At 61.2% G+C, this 20,370-nt stretch carries 23 protein-coding genes; 11 read left to right on the top strand and 12 right to left on the bottom strand.

Annotated elements, in window-relative coordinates; genetic code table 11:
• Positions 1-93 precede the first annotated feature (93 nt).
• From U1E20_RS11735 to lptM, 4 genes are all read right to left on the bottom strand, one after another.
• Entirely contained in the window at positions 94-390 is a 297-nt protein-coding gene (locus tag U1E20_RS11735) for a helix-turn-helix domain-containing protein (RefSeq protein ID WP_409980783.1), read from the bottom strand.
• Positions 387-749, bottom strand: coding sequence for an addiction module toxin RelE (locus U1E20_RS11730; protein WP_409980782.1), 363 nt, complete (start codon positions 747-749; stop codon positions 387-389). Before U1E20_RS11730 ends, U1E20_RS11735 begins: the two co-directional genes overlap by 4 nt.
• 125 nt (positions 750-874) lie before the next feature.
• Positions 875-2,140, bottom strand: a complete 1,266-nt coding sequence (lysA, locus tag U1E20_RS11725; RefSeq protein ID WP_409980781.1) for a diaminopimelate decarboxylase — start codon at positions 2,138-2,140, stop codon at positions 875-877.
• A 4-nt stretch (positions 2,141-2,144) separates the two neighbouring features.
• Positions 2,145-2,429, bottom strand: a complete 285-nt coding sequence (lptM, locus tag U1E20_RS11720; protein ID WP_409980780.1) for an LPS translocon maturation chaperone LptM — start codon at positions 2,427-2,429, stop codon at positions 2,145-2,147.
• Positions 2,430-2,757: 328 nt separating this feature from the next.
• Here lptM and U1E20_RS11715 point away from each other — a divergent pair, with 328 nt between their 5' ends.
• The 6 genes from U1E20_RS11715 (at position 2,758) to U1E20_RS11690 (ending at position 11,106) form a co-directional block, all read left to right on the top strand.
• Complete coding sequence (locus U1E20_RS11715; RefSeq protein WP_409980779.1) at positions 2,758-3,327, top strand: L,D-transpeptidase; 570 nt, start codon at positions 2,758-2,760, stop codon at positions 3,325-3,327.
• A gap of 146 nt (positions 3,328-3,473) precedes the next feature.
• A complete protein-coding gene (gene dxs / locus U1E20_RS11710) occupies positions 3,474-5,402 on the top strand; it encodes a 1-deoxy-D-xylulose-5-phosphate synthase (RefSeq protein ID WP_409980778.1) in 1,929 nt (642 codons plus the stop codon).
• A gap of 347 nt (positions 5,403-5,749) precedes the next feature.
• A complete protein-coding gene (locus U1E20_RS11705; RefSeq protein ID WP_409980777.1) occupies positions 5,750-8,122 on the top strand; it encodes a lipase family alpha/beta hydrolase in 2,373 nt (790 codons plus the stop codon).
• Between the two features lie 27 nt (positions 8,123-8,149).
• On the top strand, positions 8,150-8,599 hold the full coding sequence (locus tag U1E20_RS11700; RefSeq protein WP_409980776.1) for a GIY-YIG nuclease family protein: 450 nt from the start codon (positions 8,150-8,152) through the stop codon (positions 8,597-8,599).
• 118 nt (positions 8,600-8,717) lie between these two features.
• Positions 8,718-10,211, top strand: a complete 1,494-nt coding sequence (hisS, locus tag U1E20_RS11695; RefSeq protein ID WP_409980775.1) for a histidine--tRNA ligase — start codon at positions 8,718-8,720, stop codon at positions 10,209-10,211.
• A 76-nt stretch (positions 10,212-10,287) separates the two neighbouring features.
• Complete coding sequence (locus U1E20_RS11690; RefSeq protein ID WP_409980774.1) at positions 10,288-11,106, top strand: universal stress protein; 819 nt, start codon at positions 10,288-10,290, stop codon at positions 11,104-11,106.
• Between the two features lie 353 nt (positions 11,107-11,459).
• On the opposite strand, the gene U1E20_RS11685 is transcribed toward U1E20_RS11690, so the two are convergent.
• The 5 genes from U1E20_RS11685 to U1E20_RS11665 all read right to left on the bottom strand — a co-directional run bounded on the left by U1E20_RS11685 (position 11,460) and on the right by U1E20_RS11665 (position 14,677).
• On the bottom strand, positions 11,460-11,699 hold the full coding sequence (locus U1E20_RS11685; RefSeq protein ID WP_409980773.1) for a hypothetical protein: 240 nt from the start codon (positions 11,697-11,699) through the stop codon (positions 11,460-11,462).
• 6 nt (positions 11,700-11,705) lie between these two features.
• Positions 11,706-12,833 carry a Fic family protein gene (locus U1E20_RS11680; RefSeq protein WP_409980772.1) on the bottom strand — a complete coding sequence of 376 codons (1,128 nt, stop codon included), beginning with the start codon at positions 12,831-12,833 and terminating at the stop codon, positions 11,706-11,708.
• On the bottom strand, positions 12,830-13,024 hold the full coding sequence (locus U1E20_RS11675; protein WP_409980771.1) for a hypothetical protein: 195 nt from the start codon (positions 13,022-13,024) through the stop codon (positions 12,830-12,832). Before U1E20_RS11675 ends, U1E20_RS11680 begins: the two co-directional genes overlap by 4 nt.
• 111 nt (positions 13,025-13,135) lie before the next feature.
• On the bottom strand, positions 13,136-13,618 hold the full coding sequence (locus U1E20_RS11670; protein WP_409980770.1) for an META domain-containing protein: 483 nt from the start codon (positions 13,616-13,618) through the stop codon (positions 13,136-13,138).
• 63 nt (positions 13,619-13,681) lie between these two features.
• On the bottom strand, positions 13,682-14,677 hold the full coding sequence (locus U1E20_RS11665) for a 2-hydroxyacid dehydrogenase (protein ID WP_409980769.1): 996 nt from the start codon (positions 14,675-14,677) through the stop codon (positions 13,682-13,684).
• A 359-nt stretch (positions 14,678-15,036) separates the two neighbouring features.
• Between U1E20_RS11665 and U1E20_RS11660 the strand changes: the two genes are divergently transcribed.
• Positions 15,037-15,492, top strand: coding sequence for an SH3 domain-containing protein (locus U1E20_RS11660; protein WP_409980768.1), 456 nt, complete (start codon positions 15,037-15,039; stop codon positions 15,490-15,492).
• Here U1E20_RS11660 and U1E20_RS11655 read toward each other — a convergent pair whose 3' ends face one another.
• The 3 genes from U1E20_RS11655 to irrA all read right to left on the bottom strand — a co-directional run bounded on the left by U1E20_RS11655 (position 15,493) and on the right by irrA (position 17,392).
• The gene (locus U1E20_RS11655) at positions 15,493-15,867 is read right to left on the bottom strand and encodes a response regulator (RefSeq protein ID WP_409980767.1); all 375 of its coding nucleotides are present in this window, start codon (positions 15,865-15,867) and stop codon (positions 15,493-15,495) included.
• Positions 15,864-16,850, bottom strand: coding sequence for a sensor histidine kinase (locus U1E20_RS11650; protein WP_409980766.1), 987 nt, complete (start codon positions 16,848-16,850; stop codon positions 15,864-15,866). The genes U1E20_RS11655 and U1E20_RS11650 overlap by 4 nt, the downstream gene beginning before the upstream one ends.
• A 95-nt stretch (positions 16,851-16,945) precedes the next feature.
• Positions 16,946-17,392: an iron response transcriptional regulator IrrA gene (gene irrA, locus U1E20_RS11645; protein ID WP_409980765.1), complete on the bottom strand. Its 447-nt coding sequence runs from the start codon at positions 17,390-17,392 to the stop codon at positions 16,946-16,948.
• Between the two features lie 237 nt (positions 17,393-17,629).
• On the opposite strand from irrA, the gene fabA reads away from it, so the two are divergent.
• From fabA to U1E20_RS11625, 4 genes are all read left to right on the top strand, one after another.
• The gene (gene fabA / locus U1E20_RS11640; RefSeq protein WP_409980764.1) at positions 17,630-18,148 is read left to right on the top strand and encodes a 3-hydroxyacyl-[acyl-carrier-protein] dehydratase FabA; all 519 of its coding nucleotides are present in this window, start codon (positions 17,630-17,632) and stop codon (positions 18,146-18,148) included.
• Positions 18,149-18,200: 52 nt separating this feature from the next.
• Positions 18,201-19,424, top strand: a complete 1,224-nt coding sequence (gene fabB, locus U1E20_RS11635; protein WP_409980763.1) for a beta-ketoacyl-ACP synthase I — start codon at positions 18,201-18,203, stop codon at positions 19,422-19,424.
• Positions 19,425-19,463: 39 nt separating this feature from the next.
• Positions 19,464-19,886 (top strand): hypothetical protein, encoded by a 423-nt coding sequence (locus tag U1E20_RS11630; protein ID WP_409980762.1) that lies wholly within the window; start codon positions 19,464-19,466, stop codon positions 19,884-19,886.
• A gap of 87 nt (positions 19,887-19,973) precedes the next feature.
• Positions 19,974-20,339, top strand: a complete 366-nt coding sequence (locus U1E20_RS11625) for an endonuclease domain-containing protein (RefSeq protein WP_409980761.1) — start codon at positions 19,974-19,976, stop codon at positions 20,337-20,339.
• The last annotated feature ends 31 nt before the right edge of the window (positions 20,340-20,370 follow it).

Here is a 20,370-nt window from a genome sequence, read left to right as displayed (position 1 = left end):
TCGGCCGGTGCGGCACATGAGGCGGGCGGCGCCGGGCTCGACGAAAAACGCGAGCTCTCGCCGGGAGGCGCCACATCATGCGCCTTGTCGTCGTTATGCGGCGAGCGCTTCGAGAACGGCTTTGGGATTGCGTCTTAGAACGAGGAGCAGCGTGCGAGCGGCGCCGCTCGGCGCGCGGGACCCATCCTCCCATTTGCGAAGCGTGCCGACGGCCGTTCCGAGAATTGCCGCGAATTGCTTGCGCGTGAGGCCAGCCTGCTGACGAATCGCAATAATATCGGCGGCGCTTGGCGCCGGGTGAACCTTTAGGCCAGGAACCGCCTCGTTCCGCGCATGCGCCGCCGCTTGTTCCAGGCTCTTTACAAGATCGTTGAACAGCGCTTCTTTCATGTTCGTTTCCTTGGGCGGATGATTTCGACGAGCCGCAGCAGCACGGCCTTCTGCTCGCTGGAAAGATCGTCCCGCTCGTTCTTGGCGTAGGCGAGCAGCAGATAAATCGGCAACGTCTGGTCATGGAAGTAGTAGATGACCTGTGCGCCGCCTCTTTTTCCTCGACCCGCCAGGGGAACTCTGACTTTTCGAAGCCCTCCGGTTCCGGGGATCAGATCGCCGACGTCCGGGCTTGCAGCCAGGAGATCGACTATCGCGCTCCGCTCGCTTTCGCTCATCAACCCTTCGGCGCGAGACAGGTAGATTTGCGTCTCGGCGACGGTATGAAGCGGCTTCTTCACGCGCCGAATGTGCCCCATTGGGGCTTCTAAATCAAGCGCGGTCCAAGCCGCAGAAGTCTTTCACATTCCCGCTGGTTGGGTGAGATTGACCCTGGGGCTCCTCGACGCCGAGGCGCCGATGCTGGGCTAGGCGCCGGCGCGACCTAAAGCCAGTCCGGCACATGATCCATCGCGATGATCTCTTCGACGCTCTGGCGCTTGCGAATGACGGCGTAACGCGCGCCATCGACCAAGACTTCCGGAACGAGCGGGCGCGTATTGTAAGTGCCGGACTGCACCGCGCCATAGGCGCCGGCCGTCAGCACGCCGAGCAACTCGCCGGCGCGCGGCTTGATCATCTCGCGTCCATGGGCGAGAAAGTCGCCGGTCTCGCAGACTGGCCCGACGACGTCGGCGACGATTCTTTGCCGATCGGCGCTCTCGCGCGCGGGGATGATGTCGTGCCAGGCGTCATAGAGCGTCGGGCGCACCAGATCATTCATGCCGGCGTCGACGATGACGAAGGTCTTGGCGTCGCCATGCTTCACATAGATGACGCGCGTGACGAGCACGCCGGCGTTGCCGACGATGAGCCGTCCCGGCTCCAGCGCGAGCCTGCAGCCGAGACCGCCGAAATGTTTGCGGACGATCTTCGCGTATTCCTCGGGATGGTAGGACTGCGGATCGTCGCCCTCATGATAGGGAATGCCTAAGCCGCCGCCGAGGTCGACATGCGAAATCGCATGGCCGTCGGCGCGCAGGTCGCGCACCAGCTCGGCGAGCAGCGAAAAGGCTTCGTCGAAGGGCGCGAGATCGGTGAGCTGGGAGCCGATATGCATATCGGCGCCGGCGATCTCGATGCCAGCGAGCTTCGCCGCGAAGGCATAGACCTCCCGCGCGCGCGACAGCGGCACGCCGAATTTGTTTTCGGCGAGGCCGGTGGAAATCTTCTTATGGGTGCGCGCGTCCACGTCCGGATTGACCCGCAGCGACACGCGCGCGGCGCGCCCCAACGCGACCGCCGCCTGCGACAGGGCTTCAAGCTCCGGCTCCGATTCGACGTTGAAACAAAAAATGCCGGCATGAAGCGCTGCGGCGATCTCCTTCGCCGTCTTGCCCACGCCGGAAAAGGTGATTTTTTCGGGCGCGACGCCAGCGGCGAGCGCCCGCGCCAGTTCGCCGCCGGAAACCACATCCATGCCGGCGCCCTCTTTCGCCAGAAGACGCAGCACGGCCTGATTGGAATTGGCCTTCACCGCATAACAGACGAGCGCGTCGAGGCCGGCGAAGGCTTGCGAGAACACGCGATAATGGCGCCGGATGGTTGCCGCCGAATAGCAGTAGAAGGGCGTCCCCACCTCTTCGGCGAGCTTATGCACGCCGATCTCTTCGGCGTGGAGCGCGCCGTTCCGGTAAGCGAAAAGATGCATCGGCTTAAAGCAGCGGGTCGAGCGGGAAGGGGTATTGATCCGGCGGTCGATTGCCGATGGTTCCGGGGATTGGCGGCGCCGGGGCGTTCTCCGGCGCGGGCGCCCCAGGAGCCGCCGCTTTGGTTTGGCCGGCCTCGGTCTGGGCTCGAAGATAGGCGCCGCGCGCCTGGGTCTCGGGCGGAAGCTCCAGCGGGCCGCGCCGGCCGCAAGCGCCAAGGCTCGCGGCGGCGAGCGCCAGCGCAAGAGCCGCCGCGGCGCGGCGGGTAAGGAGCGGCAAACGAGGCGTCACGGCGATTCGTCCCAAAGGAATGCCGGCGCACTATAGCGATGAAGCGAAAAAAGGCGAGGGCGCCGCCGCGAAGCGCCAAGCTTCCCTTTCGCGCGAAGACGGTTCTTCTTGCGATCGATTCCGGCCGGGCGACATCCGCGCCACTCTGGCGACATCCTCATAACATGCTTAAGGAATCATTGATCGAACCTTCGCGGTTCGGGACGGCGCGCGCCGGGAAACGGCTGAATTTGTCGCCTTGGAGGATTGCTCGCTCCGCCCTCCGTTAACCGAAAAAGCTCGAAAATCCAGGCTATTCATCGGTTCGGCTTTACGATTGGGCGTCGCCGTGTTTAGGTCCGGCATGGTCAGCGTTCTGCGTTTATTCGCCATTCTCGTCGCGGTCGTTCTTCCGACGACCCTCCCCGCAGGCGCCGCGGTGCGCATCCGGATCGATCTTGCGACCCAAAGCCTTGAGGCGGTGACCCCCCAGGGCGAGACCGTGAGATGGAAAATCTCAAGCGGCCGGCGGGGTTACGAGACGCCTGCGGGCAGTTACGGCGTCATGCGCATGGAGGCCGACCATCATTCCGACGAATATGAGCAGGCGCCGATGCCCTATTCGATCTTCTTTTCGCCGCGCGGCCTCGCCATCCACGGCAGCTACGAGCGCGGGCTGGGCCGTCCGCTTTCCCATGGCTGCGTGCGGCTCGCGGTTCCCAACGCGCGGCAGCTCTATGAGTGGGTCGAAAAACATGGGGCGACGATCGAAATCACCGGCGGCGGCCGGACGATCGCCCGCGACGAATTCGAGCGCCCGCGCGAGGCGCGCCAGCCGCGCGCCCAGCCGCGACCGATTTACCGCCCCGCCGATCAGGAGCCGACCTACCAATCCAGCTTCGGAGACTTTCCCTTCTGACCGCCGCCGCCTTTGCCCGCCGTTGCATCTCGGCAACAGTCGTCGACAGAATCGCGGTGAATGCTGCGGCGCGTTTGCTGGGGCGCCGCTTAGCGAGTAATGCTCGGATTTCTGGCGCTTGTTGATGACCGAGCAGAGTAGAGCCATTGACGACATCCAAGACCCCCCTCCTCGACCGGATCGCCACTCCCAAAGATTTGCGCAAGCTCCGCCCCAATGAGCTCAAGCAGGTCGCCGACGAATTGCGCCATGAGACGATCGACGCCGTCTCGGTCACCGGCGGGCATCTCGGAGCGGGTCTCGGCGTCGTCGAGCTGACGGTCGCCCTGCACTATGTGTTCGACACGCCACGCGACAAGGTGATCTGGGACGTCGGCCACCAGACCTATCCGCACAAAATCCTCACCGGCAGGCGCGACCGTATCCGCACGCTGCGCATGGGCGGCGGCCTCTCCGGCTTCACCAAACGGGCCGAAAGCGAATATGACGCCTTCGGCGCCGGCCATTCCTCGACTTCGATTTCGGCCGGTCTCGGCATGGCGGTGGCGCGGGACCTCGCCGGCGGCGACAATCATGTCGTGGCGGTGATCGGCGACAGTTCGATGTCCGCCGGCATGGCCTATGAGGCCTTGAACAACGCCGGGGCGCTGCATTCCCGCCTGATCGTCATCCTCAACGACAATGACATGTCGATCGCCCCGCCGACGGGGGCCATGTCGGCCTATCTCGCCCGCTTAGTGTCCGGCGGCGCCTATCGCTCAATCCGCGAGGCGGCCAGACAGCTCGCCAGCCATTTGCCGCGGTTCATCTATGACAAGGCGCGCAAAGCCGAGGAGTTCTCGCGCAGCTTTATCACCGGCGGCACGATGTTCGAGGAGCTCGGCTTCTATTATGTCGGGCCGATCGACGGGCATAATCTCGACCATCTGCTGCCGGTGCTCAAGAATGTGCGCGACAAGGACGACGGCCCGGTGTTGGTGCATGTCGTCACGCAAAAGGGCAAGGGCTTCGGACCGGCGGAGGAATCCGCCGACAAGTGCCACGCCGTCAATAAGTTCGACGTCGCGACCGGCATTCAGATCAAGCCCAAGGCCAATGCGCCGACCTATACCAATGTGTTCGCCAAGGCGCTGATCGCCGAAGCCGAACATGACGACAAGATCGTCGCGATCACCGCGGCGATGCCGTCGGGCACCGGCTTAGATATTTTCGGCAAGGCCTTTCCGCACCGCACCTTCGACGTGGCGATCGCCGAGCAGCACGCCGTCACCTTCGCGGCGGGGCTTGCCTGCGAAGGCTACAAGCCGTTCTGCGCGCTTTATTCGACGTTCCTGCAGCGCGGCTATGATCAGGTCGTCCATGACGTGGCGATCCAGAACCTGCCGGTGCGCTTCGCCATGGACCGCGCCGGCCTGGTCGGCGCCGACGGCCCCACCCACGCCGGGGCCTTCGATCTCGCCTATCTCGGCTGCCTGCCGGGCTTCGTCCTCATGGCGCCCTCGGACGAGGGCGAGCTGATGCATATGGTGGCGACCGCGTCGGCCTATGACGCGGGACCGATCGGCTTCCGCTATCCGCGCGGCGAGGGCGTCGGCGTCGAACTTCCGGAGCGCGGCGAGATTCTCGAAATCGGCAAGGGCCGCATCCTGCGCGAAGGCTCAAGGGTCGCGATCCTATCGCTCGGCACGCGGCTCGCCGACGCGATGAAGGCGGCGGCGGAGCTAGAAAATTACGGTGTGTCGACGACGGTCGCCGACGCCCGTTTCGCCAAGCCGATCGATCGCGACCTGCTGCGCGGGCTCGCCGCCAATCACGAAGTCCTCATCGCCATCGAGGAAGGCGCGATCGGGGGCTTTGGCGCGCAGGTCTTCCAGGCGCTCGCAGAAGACGGGCTGCTTGACGGCGCGCGCGGCGCGTTCAAATTCCGCAGCATGATTCTGCCCGACGCCTATATCGACCACGACAAGCATGAGCTGATGATCGCCAGGGCGATGCTCGACAGCAAGGCGATCGTCGCCAGGGTTCTCGAGCTTTTGGGCGATGAAAAAGGCGCCGCGCGGGTGATGATCGCGTGAGCGGAACCTGTCCGTTTCGCGTCAGGGCTCCGAACTCGGATTAATTTGAGCGCACTTTCAGCCGTCCTGGCCGAGCTTGTCCCGGCCGCCCTCGCTGGACAATCGCGAAACGCTTCGCGCAGAGACGGCATGTCCAGCTCATGTTTTTACAATTGCTGGGCCTCCTTGCGAGGATGGCCGCGACAAACCCGGCCATGACCCGGTGAAATGGCGCCTCCTTAACCTGGATTCGGAGCCCTGTGACTCGCATCGGACGCGTTGACGCGGCGTGGTTCTGTCGTCTAGAACTAAACAATTGCGGCGCGCGGCTTTAGGAGCCGCGAGTAATTTTTTGAAAGGCGATTTCAATGACGTCGTCGGAGGAACTGCGACTTCCTTCCCAGTGGGAAGGCTTCGAATCATGGCAAAAGGACGCGCGCGGCGCGACGCTTGTCGTCATCCTTCATGGACTGGGAGTGTCATCCGGTCAAATCCAGCTCCCGGCCGGCGCCACCCGCGACAGTATGGCCGACGCGATCGATTTGGCGAAGAAAGCGTTTAACGCCGGAGGCGCCGACATTTACGCGCCGACGATGCCTTATTTCAGATGGCGCGATGGCACGGGCGCCGCCGCGATCGTCGAAATGATCGCGGACGATCTCGATCACTTATGGAGGACGCGCGGCGGCTATTCTCGGATCGTTTTCGTCGGCCACAGCATGGGCGGCGTATTGCTGCGCCGCGTTTTTCTGCATGGCGCGTCGCGTTCGCCGGATTTCGCCGGGAACGATCGCGACGACATTCCCGGCGTTCCGCGCGACTGGTCGAAGAAGGTGGAACGGCTTGTGCTCATTGGCACATGGGACAAAGGGTGGAGCGTCTCCGACCGAGATTCCTGGTGGGCGGCGGTCGGTTTGAACCTGCTCGGATTCTGGTCGCGCGCCGTCAGGTTCCTTGGCCAACTCGGGCCGCAGAAGGCCGACGCCGACAAGGGCTTTATTCGAAAATTCATCGACAAGGCGAGCAATATCGGCCGCACGATGTTCGATATGAGGCGAGGCTCGACGTTCATTGTGCAAACGCGCCTGAAGTGGATGGCTTACCGCCGCTGGTTCGACGAGAAGTCGATCGAGCAATACAACAATATCCAAGCCGTATCGGGGCGCGAACTCAAGCGTGCGCCCGACGGGGAGAACAACCCGCTTGTCGTCCAAATAATCGGCACGACCGACGATTTCGTTTCGCCGCTCGATCAGGTCGACAATGACGTCGACGGACGGTTTGAGAAGGATCCGAACGAGCGCAAGTTCTTCCTTCTGGAAATGCCCGAGACCAACCATATGGAGGCGATCAGGTATTCCAGAACCGAGGACGGCGAGAGGAAGAAGGCCTTTCTGACCGCGCTAATCGGCGAGAAGACCGCGCCGACGAAATTTTCGTCGAACAAAGAAGAAATAGAGATTCCGGCGCTGATCGACGTGACGAAAAATCCGGTGTTCTTCGAAGACAATCCGATGGAGCCGAAGCACGATGTCGAAAATGTCGTCTTCATCATCCACGGCATTCGCGACAATGGCTATTGGACGCATCGGATCGCCAAAGCGATTAAGGAAACCGACGCCCGGCGGCGCAGTCCTGCGCCGCCGCAGCTCGTCACCTGCACGCCGACTTACGGCTATTTTCCGATGGGCGAATTCCTGCTGCCCTGGATTCGGCAGCAGAAAACCGAATGGTTCATGGACCTCTACGTCAATGTGAAAGCGCGATATCCGAACGCAAGACTCCATTATGTCGGACATTCGAACGGCACTTATCTCGCCGCCAACGCATTGGAGAAATATCCTGCGGCGCGCTTCGCCAATATTTATTTTGCGGGCAGCGTCGTGAACCAGAATTTCGAGTGGACGAAGCACCTCAATCGAGGCGCAATCGAACGGTTTCACAATGCGCGGGGCGCGACAGATTGGGTGGTCGCCCTGTTGCCGAAAAGCGTGGATTATTTCTCCGATCTTGGCGGGGGCGGATTTGACGGCTTTACCGAATTAGGCGACTCTGCCCATGACGCGCGCCTCACGCAATCCGAATATTTCGCGCTCGGCGGCCATAGCGGCGCGATACAGGAAAGGCATTGGAACGGAATTGGCAATTTCATCGTCAACGACCTGAAACCGGACGAAAACCCGCGTCTGTTCGTAAAGGCGCCCTATCGGTTCCTGAGCGTTCTTTCCGATCTGCGTATCGGAATCCCGGCTGGATTGCTCTTCGGCCTCATCCTGATCCTGTCGCCGGCTTCGATCGCCGTGGCGATCGACTGTCTGACCGAGTTTTTCGTCACTTTCGCGAGTCTCCCGCTGCACCTGTTCAATTGGCTGCTTGCGCTGGTGGACAAGCTTTTTCCATTCAAATGGCATTGGCTGAGCTATGCGATGCTCGCCTTCGCGGTCGTCATTCTCACCGGCCTGCTGGGGCGATTCGTCAAATGGGTCAATGCGAAATATTCCGCCCTCGTCGCCTTGGCGCGTTCAAAGGGGATCGACTTGAGCTGGACTCGAATTGTCGAGGTAAAGCCGATACATATTCTGGTCGGCGGTTTTCTCGTGACGGTCTTCGGGACGCTGCTGCCGCTGATCGCCCATGAGGCCCAGCTCATTCACGCAGGCTCCAAGAGCTTCGCGGTCGGCTCCGCGCTCACTCTTGCCGGGGCCATGGCCTTTGTGAGCTTCGTGCTCACGCGCTTTTAGGCGGGCTGACGTCGAGAGAGAGCTTGGGTGATCCGCTTCATTCGCGAAACGGGAGCGGTGAATGCGGCTCCTGGCGCCTATGCTCTCTGGCTCCGGCTTGGCGCGCCGTTGACCGCGACGGCCGGCGGAATCGCCGTTACGCTCGAATCCGGCGATTACCTCTACTGCGGCTCAGCCAAAGGCCCCGGCGGATTGCGGGCGCGGCTCGCGCGGCATAGGCGCAAAGATAAGCGCGCGCATTGGCATGTCGATCAGCTGACCCTGCAGGGGCAGGTTCTCGGCGCTTTCATTGTCGAAGGCGGCGACGAATGCGCGCTCAACGCCGCGCTCTCCGCCTTGCCGATCCCCCTGCTGGGCTTCGGCAGTTCGGACTGCTCTCGATGCGCCGCCCATTTGCGGCTCTGGCCAAAGGGCGCGGCGCTTCCCTCCGACTGGGAAAATGCTAGGAAGGCGGCCGAGTCGCCGCCTCCCGATTGAGGGAGGCGCGCCGAACGGGCATAGGCCCCTTCGGCGCCTGTCACCCCACCCCGGACTGCTGCGCAGTCCGACCCTCCCTCTCAAGGGGAGGGTGAGAACCCGTCGCGGGTCGTCGTTTATGTCCAAAGACGAAAGTAAAACCAAAGTCGAAGCGCGAACCCCTCGCGGGCTCGCTGACCGCGAGGCTGGCGAACTCGCGGCGACCTCGCGCATGCTCGACGTCATCCGCGAGGTCTATGAGCTTTACGGCTTCGAGGCGCTGGAGACGCCGTCGATCGAATATACCGACGCGCTCGGCAAATTCCTGCCCGATCAGGATCGGCCGAACGAGGGCGTCTTCTCCTTTCAGGACGACGACGAGCAATGGCTGTCGCTGCGCTATGATCTGACCGCGCCGCTCGCGCGTTTCGTCGCGCAGAATTTCGAGCGGCTGCCAAAGCCCTATCGCTCCTATCGGGTCGGCCCGGTCTATCGCAATGAAAAGCCGGGGCCGGGGCGTTTTCGCCAATTCATGCAGTTCGACGCCGATACCGTCGGCTCCGCCTCGCCCGCCGCCGACGCCGAAATCTGCATGATGGCCGCCGACGCGATGGAGCGGCTCGGGATCGCGCGCGGCGACTACGTCATCAAGATCAATAGCCGCAAGGTGCTCGACGGCGTCATGCAGTCGATCGGCCTCGCGGGCGAGGAGAACGCCGGCCGCCGCCTCGTCGTGCTGCGCGCGATCGACAAGCTCGACCGGCTTGGGCCTGACGGCGTCCGGCAATTGCTCGGCGCGGGCCGCAAGGACGACAGCGGCGATTTCACCAAAGGCGCCGGCCTCGATCTGCCGGCGATCGACACGATCCTCTCCTTCAGCCTCGGCGGCCAGTATCGCGACGGCGCGCCGGCCTTCGATCTCTTCGGACTGCTCGGCAAAAGTGAGGTCGGCGCCCAGGGCGCCGAGGAGCTTCTGGAAATCGAGGACCTCGCGCGCGACGCTGGCTTCGGGCCGGACCGCATTCGCATCGACCCCTCGATCGTGCGCGGGCTCGAATATTACACCGGCCCGGTTTTCGAAGCTGACCTCACCTTCGAGACCCGCGACGAGAAGGGACATCCGGTGCGTTTCGGCTCGGTCGGCGGCGGCGGCCGCTATGACGGGCTGGTCGGTCGGTTCAGGCCCGAAAATACGCCGGCGACCGGCTTCTCGATCGGCGTCTCGCGGCTCTTCGCGGCGCTAAAGCTGATCGGCAGCCCGATCGTCTCGGCCCGTCCCCATGTCGGCCCGGTGGTGGTGCTGGTGCTCGATCGCGACCGGCTCGCCGATTATCAGCGGATGGCGGCGCAGTTGCGGGCCGCCGGGATCGCCGCCGAACTCTACCTCGGCGCGGCGGGGATGAAGGCGCAGATGAAATACGCCGACCGGCGCAACAGCCCGCTCGTGATCATCCAGGGCTCGGACGAAAAGGCGCGCGGGGAGGTCACGCTCAAGGACCTCGTCGCCGGCGCCAAGGCCGCCGCCAATATCGCCACCAATGAGCAATGGAAGGCGCTGCGCCCGGCGCAATTCGCCGTTCCCGAAGAGGAACTCGTCGAAGAGGTCAAGAAGGCGCTCGACGAACAATTTTAGGCTGCGGCGAAACCCGTCATTGCCACGCGCGCCGGCGCGTATAGGCTTCGCCAAGCGATAGAGGAGCAAACCCGATATGAATGGCGACACGCCCAAGTCAATCGTTCATCCGACCGATCTCTCCTTCGCGAGCCTCGACGCCTTCGCCCATGCGCTGCGCATCGCCGTGGCCTGCAAGAGCATGTTGCACATTCTGCATATCGAGGCGCCCGAGACCGAGGAGGACGACTGGGATCGCTTTCCGCAAGTGCGCGAAATGCTGGCGCGCTGGAAGATGATTTCGCCCACCGCGACGCGGGCCGAGGCGGTCGAAGCGCTCGGCGTCAAATTCGTCAAGGCCGCGGTCGAGTCGGAGTCGCCGGTGATGGGGGTGTCCGCTTATGCCGAGCGGCACCTCTGCGATCTCTTGGTGATGATGACCCGGCCGCGCAGCGCCCTGGAGCGCCTGCTCGAAGGTTCAATCGCGGAGGAGACGGCGCGCGAGACTCATCTGCCGGCGCTGTTCCTGCGCGAGGACCAAAAGGGATTCGTCGATCGCGAAACCGGCGCGGTGTCGCTCAACACCGTGCTGATGCCGGTCGAGGCGACGGTCTCGCCGCTCGACGCCTTTCGCCATGTCGCCGACATTGCGCATCGTCTCAACCCCGCCGCCGACGTCATGCTGCTGCATGTCGGCGACGAGTTGCCGATATTCGAAGGGCTGCTGCCGCATATCGAACTGCGCCAGGGGCCGGTGGTCGAGACGATTCTCGACTACGCCAGGGAGATCAAGGCCGATCTCATCGCGATGCCGACGCGGGGACGCCAGGGATTGCTGGAAGCCCTGCGCGGCTCGACGACGGAGCGCGTGCTGCATGAAGCCCCGTGCCCGCTGCTCGCCTCGCCGGCGAGATGAATGCACTTAATGGGTTGGCTGAACGTATTCGAGGATACGGTCCCATGTGAAAACCCTAATACCATGCGACTGATATAACATAGTACTTCGAATAGACAGAGACTCCCGTGCCTTATCGGAAGCTGTAATATCTCCATGGCTTTCAATCATGCGGTCTTTGCTGCGACCTATAATAATTCCTCCAGCCTTGATGTTTCTCGTGTGCAGTATGTTAAACCTTGCTCTGAAGTTGTCATCATTGACGGCGTGATAAACATAGTGTATTAACTGATTTTCTCCCTTAAAAAATTCTTTTGTTGGTCTGCAACGATTTTTGTTATCGTCAAACTCAAATAAATAACACTGAGGAGCCTTCAGCTCCAAATGTATGCTACCTGCTCTTCATGATTTTGATCGGTTTTTATCGTCGCTGAAATAATGAAATCCGTTGATCCAAAGAAATTGCGATCTTCACGAGCAAAGTTTCTGTGCAACGGAGTTTGAGGGATGAGGAGCCCCGCCGCATGATGAAGAAATGTGGCGCATTGTGTTTCTGTATGGCTTTCGGTCGAGTTAACCAGACGCTCGAATTCGTCAAATTCTGCAGCGTCCATGATTTTTTAGTATCCATCTCGAAAATGGCGAGCAAGTAGAAAGTCGATATGCTCAGAAATATTTTCAAGATTTATATTCGAACCAAGCTGCATAATGTATAGAGTTCCAGATGATGACCAGTTTTGTTGTTCATTTTTATTTCTTATATTTGGATTTGAAATAACTATTGAAGAACCAGGTTGAAGAGAAACAGCGCACTTCTCGAACGCATCAAGTTCAATCCTCCGTAAAATTCGTCCTGAGTTGTCGAGGGTAACCATTTCTTGTGCATTCACGTCTCCAATAAGACCTGGAAACGGGTCGCCAAAAAGCGCAAATCTTTTCTCTGCGGCATCGATGTCTTCTGCTGCAGACACCTGCAAGATTATACTATTACCTACTGCCCAAAGCTGTTCTCTCGTTTCGGAAGTGCCGTATAAGTTTTGCAACAGGTCTGGAGGGGCCTTGTCTATGCGATTTGCGAGGACCCATTTCAATCGCTCTGTTCCAGGCAAAATTGGGTTGGGTTTTTTTGTAAGTTGGCTAATGAGCATGCTTTCAAGCATTTGCTCCATAACGGTGACATCTATGATGCCCTTTTTGGCTGCAGCATCCGCTGCTTCGAGAGCGTCGTAGTAAGGACCTTTATTAGATGCGATTTGTTCAGGAATCGTATGAGTTCCAGGCAGCAAAGTACCGAGTTTCACCAATAATACCAGATAGGAAACCGCCCTAGCCGTTCTTCCATTTCCGTCCGCAAACGGATGAATCCAGTTCATCCTCCATAGAACATATGCAGCAAGATGTATGGCTGTTTTAGTCGACCACTGCGTGTTGACATAGTCGCAGAGACCGGCCACCTCATCCGAAATGTCCAAAAAGTTTGGCGGTGCGTGACTGCTGCCAGAAATCGCTACAGGTGAATTTCGATATGTTCCCGCCAAATGATGAATGCCTTGGAGGGCAACGTTCTGCAAATCAACAATCATCCTCTGTCTTAATTTCCACGAGTCGCCGAGGTCGACCGCTTCATTAAATAATTCAAAAATTTTTTCATACTGTTTTATGCCATTTTCGGCTTCTTTCAATGCTTTTTGTAGCGGATCTTCGATCAGATCCCGGTCTTGTGCTTTTCTATGCCTGTCTTCACTCATTTTTTAGGCTGCGTGTTGCTTTCTTTGTCGTGAAGTTTGGCGTCAGCAACTTCGACTATTTCCCTGGTTATGAGCGGGTTTTCTATGTATGTGTTACCGTAGACAAAGCTTTTCCGTTGAGCTCTTCGCTCAAAGACGCTCATTTCGATTTTGCGGGCCTGTGCGATCAACTGAGATAGCACTTCAGACATTAAACCCTCCTCTACGTTTTTTGATTCGCCAAGTTACCGCTTCGGCTTGGTTATGTGTAGCCGGAATTAAGAGATCGTGCAGAAGGTTGAGAAAACAAGCGTTCGCAGGCGTTACAGCGAGCGCTGGAAATGCAGCACGCCGCCTTGGGCGCCCTTCAGGATCAGGTCGTCGCCCTTGGTGTCCCAATAGGGGCCGGAGAGCAGGACCGCCCAATAGTCGTGTTCGAGGGCCGCGAGCGGGCCTTCGCATTTACGTTCATTGATCGCCGGCATGGTGCGCGGCCCGAGCCGGTTGGGGCCGATGACGAAAATCCCCGACCAGTTCTTGCAGCCTGAGAACCCATTGGCGCGGCCCGTCGAATCGATCGAAATCCACATTTCGACCGGCGGCGCTTTGCCATTGATCTCCTTGAGCACGAAATTCTGATTGTGCGGGAACGGCTGATAGCGGGGAATGCCGCCGGTCTCCTTGTTTTCGTCCTGCGGCTGCTCCGTCTCTTGTGGCGGCTTTGCGCGGCTCTTGGCGCCGGACGGCGCGGCGGCGAGCGCAACGGCGCAGAGCGAGGCGGATAAGGCGAGCAAAATCCTCTTCATCGCGTCAATCATCCTCTCATCAGGCGCCCGGCGCCGGCCCCTCCCGTCCGCGGCGCGGCGCCTTTATAGCATGCTCGGCAGGACGCGGTCAGGCGGGCGGTGGCCGTCCATGAAGGTCTTGATATTGATAATGACTTTCTCGCCCATATCGATGCGGCCTTCGATGGTCGCCGAGCCCATGTGGGGCAGCAGCGTCACCTTGCCGGCCTTGGCGAGCTTCAACAATTTCGGCGAGACGGCGGGCTCATGTTCGAAGACGTCGAGGCCGGCGCCGGCCATCTCGTCGGCCTCCAGCATGCGCACCAGGGCGTTCTCGTCGACGATCTCGCCGCGCGCGGTATTGACCATGATGGCGTGAGGACGCAGATGCGAAAGTCGCCGCGCGGAGAGCAGATGATAGGTCGCTGGCGTATGCGGGCAGTGGATCGATACGATATCGACGCGCGCCAGCATCTGATCGAGCGACTCCCAATAAGTCGCCTCCAATTGCTCTTCGATCTCGGCGCCGAGCCGCCGGCGGTTGTGGTAGTGGATCGAGAGGCCGAAGCTTTTCGCCCGCCGCGCCAGGGCCTGGCCAATCCTGCCCATGCCGACGATGCCCAATCTCTTGCCGGTGATCCGATGGCCGAGCATCCAGGTCGGCGACCAGCCCGGCCAGGAGCCGTCCGGGATCGCATTCGCGCCTTCGACCAGACGGCGCGCCACCGACAGAATCAGCGCCATCGTCATGTCGGCCGTGTCTTCGGTGAGAACGCCGGGCGTGTTGGTGACCGTGATCGAGCGGTCGAGGGCCGAGGCGACGTCGATATTGTCGACGCCATTGCCGAAATTGGCGATGAGCTTCATTTGCTCGCCGGCCTGAGCGATCAGATGGGAATCGATGCGGTCGGTGATGGTGGGCACCAGCACGTCGGCGGTGCGCATGGCCTCGACGAGTTCGTCATGAGTAAGCGGCTTGTCGCTCTCGTTGAGGCGCGCGTCGAACAGCTCGCACATGCGGGTTTCGATCACCTCGGGCAGCCGGCGGGACACGACAACGAGCGGCTTCTTTTTCGGCATATCCCTGGTCCGCCTCCGCGTTTATGTTGTGTTGCAGCAGCGATTCTGCGATTGCGATGATGATCTTCGCCGCTTGGCGGCGGCGGATGAAAAGGCGCCGGCGTGTTCCGCCGGCTTCAACCGGGTCTTAACGGCGGTCGGCGACAAAACCAATACGTCCCCTCTGGCGGGCGCATTCGACTTCCTAGCAGATGACAGGCCAAAGACAAGCGAGCGATCGATCCACCATGTCGCGAATAAAAGCAGAATTTGCGCCAATTTCGAGGGCTTTCGCCGAGGCTTCGAAACATTTCGGAATTCGTCCGCAGAGCCGTGTCGCCGCATTCGTCGCGGCCATCCTCGCGGCGTTTTGTTGCGCGATGCACGCGCACGCTCTGGAGCCCCAGAAAGGTCCGGTCAGCGGCCTGCCCTTGCCGCGCTACGTGAGCCTCAAATCCGATCGCGTGAATGTGCGCGAGGGGCCGAGCAAGGAACATCCGACCCTGTGGATTTACGAACGCGCCGCGCTGCCGGTCGAGATCACCGCCGAATTCGAAACCTGGCGCAAGATCCGCGATTCGGAAGGCACGGAAGGCTGGGTGCTGCATTCGCTGCTGTCGGGACGGCGCACCGCTTTGGTCGCGCCGTGGAAAAAGGAGCCGCAACTGCTCGTCGCCGAGGACCGTAAGACGCCGCTGGCCAAGCTCGGCCCCGGCGTCATCGGCAATTTGCGCGACTGTGACGGCAAATGGTGCCGCATCGCCGGCAAGGGATTCGACGGCTACATACAGCAGGAAAATCTCTGGGGCGTCTATCCGGGCGAGAAATTCGAATAGTCACGCCGACGGCGTCGCCGACAGGCGGCTCTTGAGTTTCTCGAGCGCCGTCGAAATGGCGCCGCGACTGAAGGGCTTGGCGACGACCGGCGCATCGGCGTGCGCGCCGAGCACGCCCTGGTCGCCATAGCCGGTCACGAAGGCGAAGGGTTTATGCCGGCGCTCGAGGACGCCGGGGAGAACATGCGCCTTCTGGCCGTTAAGATTGATGTCGAGAAAAGCGAGGTCGAAGTCTTCGCTTGTCGCCTTTTGCAGGGCGTCCTGGACATTGCCGGCGGTGGCGACGACCTGCGCGCCAAGCTCCTCGAGGAACATTTCGAGCGCCATGGCGATGACCGCCTCGTCTTCCACGATCAGGACCCGGGGCGCGCTCATTTCAGCAGGTCCACGGCGAGAGGAATATCCATCGCGCAGCGCAGCCCTTCGGGCGGAAATTCGATCGAGACTTGCGCGCCGGCGTCGGACGCCAGCGTTTTCTCGATCAGTCGCATGCCGAATCCCTTCTTTTTCGGCGGCGACACGGGCGGCCCGCCATGCTCGCGCCAGACGAACCGGAGCATGGGCGTTCTCCTGTCGGAGTCAATGGTCCAGTCGACGGCGACCCGTCCCCCGGGCTTTGACAGGGCGCCATGAGCGACGACATTGGCGCATAATTCATGCAGCGTCATCGCGAGACTCGACGCGATGCGCGGGCTGACGTCGACGGCGGGTCCCGAGATTTCGAAATTTTCGTGGCCCGCCGGCGTAATCGCCACGCCCACGAGTTCCCGGACTTGCGCCTTCGCCCAATTTTCGCGCGTGAGAACGTCATGCACGGCGGCGAGCGCCAGCAGGCGGTTCTCGAACAGCTCCACCGAATTGGGCTTGAGCTCGCGCAGCGAATGCATGGCGAGCGAGTGAACCGTCGCCAGAGTGTTCTTGACGCGATGATTGAGTTCGTGAACGAGCAGCTGCAAGCGCTCGCGATCGCGCTCCTGTTCGGTGACGTCGGTGTTGGTGCCGAACCAGCCGACGATCGCGCCATTCTCGCGCAAGGGTTCGACGCGCGTCAGGAAGGGCCGAAACAGGCCGTCGGCGCCCCTGAGCGGAAAGATCATCTGGAAGAATTCGCCATGTTTGAGCGCATGCGTCCAGCGCTCCAGAATTTTAGGCAGCACATCGGGGTGATGGACGGATTGCCATCCCCATCCCGCCATCTCCTCGGGAGTCGTGCCGGTATATTTATACCAGCGGTCATTATACCAGAATATCCAGCCGTCTGGACGCGCCATCCAGACGAGGTTCGGGACGGAATTGGCGAGCGCTTTAAGCTGCGCGCAGGTAAGATCAGATTCTCTTTCCTTCGCCAGTCGCGACATTTCCCCCGCCCGACTCTCGATGAGGTCGGCGCCCCCCTAAAGCAACGCCGAACTCTTTATGGAAGTTTATCATCCTTTCCTCAACTAGGGCGGCGTCAGGCGCGGCGTAGACGCACGACAACATCAACGCGCGCGACGCGCAAACCCTCCGGCGGCCGGGGAAGATCGGAAACCGATATATTCGCCCCGGAGATGTCGTATAGTTCGCCGTCGTCTTCAAGCAGAAAATGATGGTGGTCGGCGGTGTTGGTGTCGAAATACACGCGCGCCCCGTCGACGGCGATTTCGCGCAACAGGCCCGCCTGAGTGAACTGGTGCAGCGCGTTGTACACGGTGGCCAGCGAGACCGAGAGGTCGGCCGCGAGCGCTTCTTCATAGAGCCGTTCGGCCGTCACATGGCGGTCGCCGTCCTGACCGAACAGCAATTCGCCGAGCGCCAGCCGCTGGCGCGTCGGCCTCAAGCCGGCGTCGGCCAGCAGTTCGCCGACCGGCTTGCGCGGAGCGGCGTCGGGCGGACCGATCGGAGTTTGGTCGGCGTCCATTCGCGGCCTTCTACTGGCGATTTTCCTTTGGCATCATAGGGACACTGGCGGGAAATTCAACGCCGCTCAACGGTTGCGGCCGGTTCGCCACGACGCTTTCGGCACGGGCGAGCCTATGTTACGGATCGCTTCGCCCAAAAGCGACGCCCATGCCGGCGCCGATAAAGATTAAGGGCGCGCCCGAAGGCGCTAAGGGAGTATGGGCCTTAGAGCCCTAAACGCGAGGAATAAGGAAATATGGGCGAAAGGCGCTCCTCATTCGGCTACGAGGACTTACTGGCGTGCGGCGAGGAGAGGCTGTTCGGCCCAGGAAATGCGCAGCTGCCGCTGCCGCCGATGCTGATGTTCGATCGCATCACCGAAATATTCGAAGAGGGCGGCGAACACGGCAAGGGCTATATGCGCGCCGAACTCGACGTCAAGCCGAGCCTGTGGTTCTTCGACTGCCATTTTAAGGGCAATCCGGTGATGCCCGGCTGTCTTGGCCTCGACGCGCTGTGGCAGATGGTCGGATTCTATCTGGCTTGGCTCGACAATCCGGGGCGCGGCATGGCGCTCGGCGTCGGCGAGGTGAAATTTTCCGGCCAGGTCCGGCCGCATACGAAGCTCGTCACCTATGGCGTCGACTTCACGCGCCTGCGCACCGGCAAGCTGGTGATCGGGCTCGCCGACGGCTGGGTGGCGGCGGACGGCGAGCGCATATATGAGGCCAAGGACCTCAAGGTCTGCCTTGCCAAAGAAGCGACGGCCGCCTGAAACCGATAGCAAGATCGCGCGGGACATGCGGCCTGCGCCAGGGGAGAGCGAGATGAGACGAGTCGTCGTCACCGGCATGGGCATCGTGTCGTCGATCGGCAACACCACGCAGGAGGTCGTCGCCTCGCTGCGCGAAGCGAAATCCGGCATTGTGCGCGCCGAGAAATACGTCGAACTCGGCTTTCGCTCCCAGGTGCACGGCATGCCGACATTGGACCCCTCGACGGTCGTCGATCGCCGCGCCATGCGCTTCCATGCGACCGGCACGGCCTGGAACCATGTCGCCATGGATCAGGCGATCCGCGACGCCGGCCTGACGGAAGCAGAAATCTCGAATGAGCGGACCGGCATCATCATGGGCTCCGGCGGCCCCTCGACCCACACGCTTGTCGAAGCGGCCGACATCACCCGCACCAAGGGACCCAAGCGCGTCGGACCTTTCGCCGTGCCGAAATGCATGTCCTCGACCGCCTCGGCGACTCTCGCCGTCTGGTTCAAGATCAAGGGCGTCAACTATTCGATCTCATCGGCCTGCGCCACGTCCAACCATTGCATCGGCAACGCCTATGAGCTGATCCAATACGGCAAGCAGGACATGATTTTCGCCGGCGGCTGCGAGGAGTTGGAGTGGGAGCTGTCGGTGCTCTTCGACGCCATGGGCGCGATGTCGTCCTCCTACAATGATCGTCCGGCGACCGCTTCGCGGGCCTATGACAAGAATCGCGACGGCTTCGTCATCGCCGGCGGCGCCGGGGTGCTGGTGCTGGAGGAACTCGAACACGCCAAGGCGCGCGGCGCGAAAATTTACGCCGAGGTCGCTGGCTATGGCGCGACCTCCGACGGTTACGACATGGTCGCGCCGTCGGGCGAAGGCGCGGTGCGCTGCATGAAGCAGGCGCTGGCGACGGTGAACTGCCCGATCGACTATATCAATCCGCACGCCACCGCGACGCCGGTCGGCGACGCCAAGGAGATCGAAGCCTTGCGCGAAGTCTTCGGCGTTGGCGACAAATGTCCGCCGATCGCGGCGACGAAATCGCTCACCGGCCATTCGCTTGGCGCGACCGGCGTGCAGGAGGCGATTTATTCGCTGTTGATGATGCAGAACGGCTTCATCTGCGAAAGCGCCAATATCGAAGAGCTCGATCCCGATTTCGCCGACATGCCGATCATGCGCGCGCGCCGCGACAATGTGAAACTCGGCGCGGTGCTGTCGAACTCCTTCGGCTTCGGCGGCACCAATGCGACATTGGTGTTCAAGCATCCGGACGCTTGAGGCGAGAAGGTTGCGGCAAATTTTTCGGACAAACTTTTCATGATCGAAACTGGTGAAGAGAAGCCAGATCGTTCGTCACCATGGCATGAACCGGAGGCGATACGGGCGGCGCTCTTGACGTCGGCGTTCGCTCTACTCGTTGCGCTCGTCAGCGGCGCAGCCTATTTTTACGCTGCGTGGCCCGTCGCCTCGGGAAAGAATCGCGAACTCGACATCAAGCTCGTCGAAGTCGGCATCGCAATCCTGTGCGCCGATCCCAAGGACGAAAATACCGCGAAAATCCGCCGCTGGGCGATTGAACTCGTCGAAAAGAACTCGCGCGAAGCATTCACGCCGGAAGAGAAGGTCGAGATGCTGGGCAGGGCGGTGATTGCCAATTTCGCTGTCGACCCCCTTAGGGACCCCCGAAATTTCGCCGTGCCAAACCCTGGCTCCGATCGAAAAGAAAATGCGCCAGCCTAACCACCAAAATAGCCGCCTAAACTCCCTCTCCCCGCTTGCGGGGAGAGGGCTGGGGTGAGGGGCCTGGATATTACTCGGAGCGTTTCTATGCGCGGAATCCATTTCCACGAACGCCATCGGAGCCGCGAGTTGCGGGCGGCTCAGACCAGCGCCGAACAGCGCCTGTGGGGCGCGCTCAGAGGCCGGCGCCTCAGCGGCTACAAATTCGCGCGCCAGGAGCCGATCGGGCCGTTCTTCGCGGATTTTGTCTGCCGCGAACATGCTCTCGTCGTCGAAATAGACGGCGCGACGCATTCGAGCGACGAAGAACTGGCGCGGGACGCGTTTCGCGAAGCCTTCTTGCGACAGCAAGGCTACAGGGTCATACGGTTCACGAATGACGAGGTCTATCGAAATTTCGAGGGTGTCTGTGAATCAATCCTCGCGGCTCTGGAAAAACGAGAGACGTTGTAGCCCAAATCCCATGCCCCTCACCCCGGCCCTC

The organism is Methylocystis sp. (assembly GCF_046349115.1).
In the GTDB taxonomy this organism is placed as follows: Bacteria; Pseudomonadota; Alphaproteobacteria; order Rhizobiales; family Beijerinckiaceae; genus Methylocystis.
This window is presented reverse-complemented; position numbering and strand designations above follow the sequence as displayed.

Excerpts from the sequence above, each read along its gene's own strand:
- U1E20_RS11735 (WP_409980783.1), bottom strand. The coding sequence starts at position 390 with ATGAAAGAAGCGCTGTTCAACGATCTTGTAAAGAGCCTGGAACAAGCG.
- U1E20_RS11730 (WP_409980782.1), bottom strand. The coding sequence starts at position 749 with ATGGGGCACATTCGGCGCGTGAAGAAGCCGCTTCATACCGTCGCCGAG.
- lysA (WP_409980781.1), bottom strand. The coding sequence starts at position 2,140 with ATGCATCTTTTCGCTTACCGGAACGGCGCGCTCCACGCCGAAGAGATC.
- U1E20_RS11705 (WP_409980777.1), top strand. The coding sequence starts at position 5,750 with ATGACGTCGTCGGAGGAACTGCGACTTCCTTCCCAGTGGGAAGGCTTC.
- hisS (WP_409980775.1), top strand. The coding sequence starts at position 8,718 with ATGTCCAAAGACGAAAGTAAAACCAAAGTCGAAGCGCGAACCCCTCGC.
- U1E20_RS11690 (WP_409980774.1), top strand. The coding sequence starts at position 10,288 with ATGAATGGCGACACGCCCAAGTCAATCGTTCATCCGACCGATCTCTCC.
- U1E20_RS11685 (WP_409980773.1), bottom strand. The coding sequence starts at position 11,699 with ATGGACGCTGCAGAATTTGACGAATTCGAGCGTCTGGTTAACTCGACC.
- U1E20_RS11680 (WP_409980772.1), bottom strand. The coding sequence starts at position 12,833 with ATGAGTGAAGACAGGCATAGAAAAGCACAAGACCGGGATCTGATCGAA.
- U1E20_RS11675 (WP_409980771.1), bottom strand. The coding sequence starts at position 13,024 with ATGTCTGAAGTGCTATCTCAGTTGATCGCACAGGCCCGCAAAATCGAA.
- U1E20_RS11670 (WP_409980770.1), bottom strand. The coding sequence starts at position 13,618 with ATGAAGAGGATTTTGCTCGCCTTATCCGCCTCGCTCTGCGCCGTTGCG.
- U1E20_RS11665 (WP_409980769.1), bottom strand. The coding sequence starts at position 14,677 with ATGCCGAAAAAGAAGCCGCTCGTTGTCGTGTCCCGCCGGCTGCCCGAG.
- U1E20_RS11660 (WP_409980768.1), top strand. The coding sequence starts at position 15,037 with ATGCACGCGCACGCTCTGGAGCCCCAGAAAGGTCCGGTCAGCGGCCTG.
- U1E20_RS11655 (WP_409980767.1), bottom strand. The coding sequence starts at position 15,867 with ATGAGCGCGCCCCGGGTCCTGATCGTGGAAGACGAGGCGGTCATCGCC.
- U1E20_RS11650 (WP_409980766.1), bottom strand. The coding sequence starts at position 16,850 with ATGTCGCGACTGGCGAAGGAAAGAGAATCTGATCTTACCTGCGCGCAG.
- irrA (WP_409980765.1), bottom strand. The coding sequence starts at position 17,392 with ATGGACGCCGACCAAACTCCGATCGGTCCGCCCGACGCCGCTCCGCGC.
- fabA (WP_409980764.1), top strand. The coding sequence starts at position 17,630 with ATGGGCGAAAGGCGCTCCTCATTCGGCTACGAGGACTTACTGGCGTGC.
- fabB (WP_409980763.1), top strand. The coding sequence starts at position 18,201 with ATGAGACGAGTCGTCGTCACCGGCATGGGCATCGTGTCGTCGATCGGC.
- U1E20_RS11630 (WP_409980762.1), top strand. The coding sequence starts at position 19,464 with ATGATCGAAACTGGTGAAGAGAAGCCAGATCGTTCGTCACCATGGCAT.
- U1E20_RS11625 (WP_409980761.1), top strand. The coding sequence starts at position 19,974 with ATGCGCGGAATCCATTTCCACGAACGCCATCGGAGCCGCGAGTTGCGG.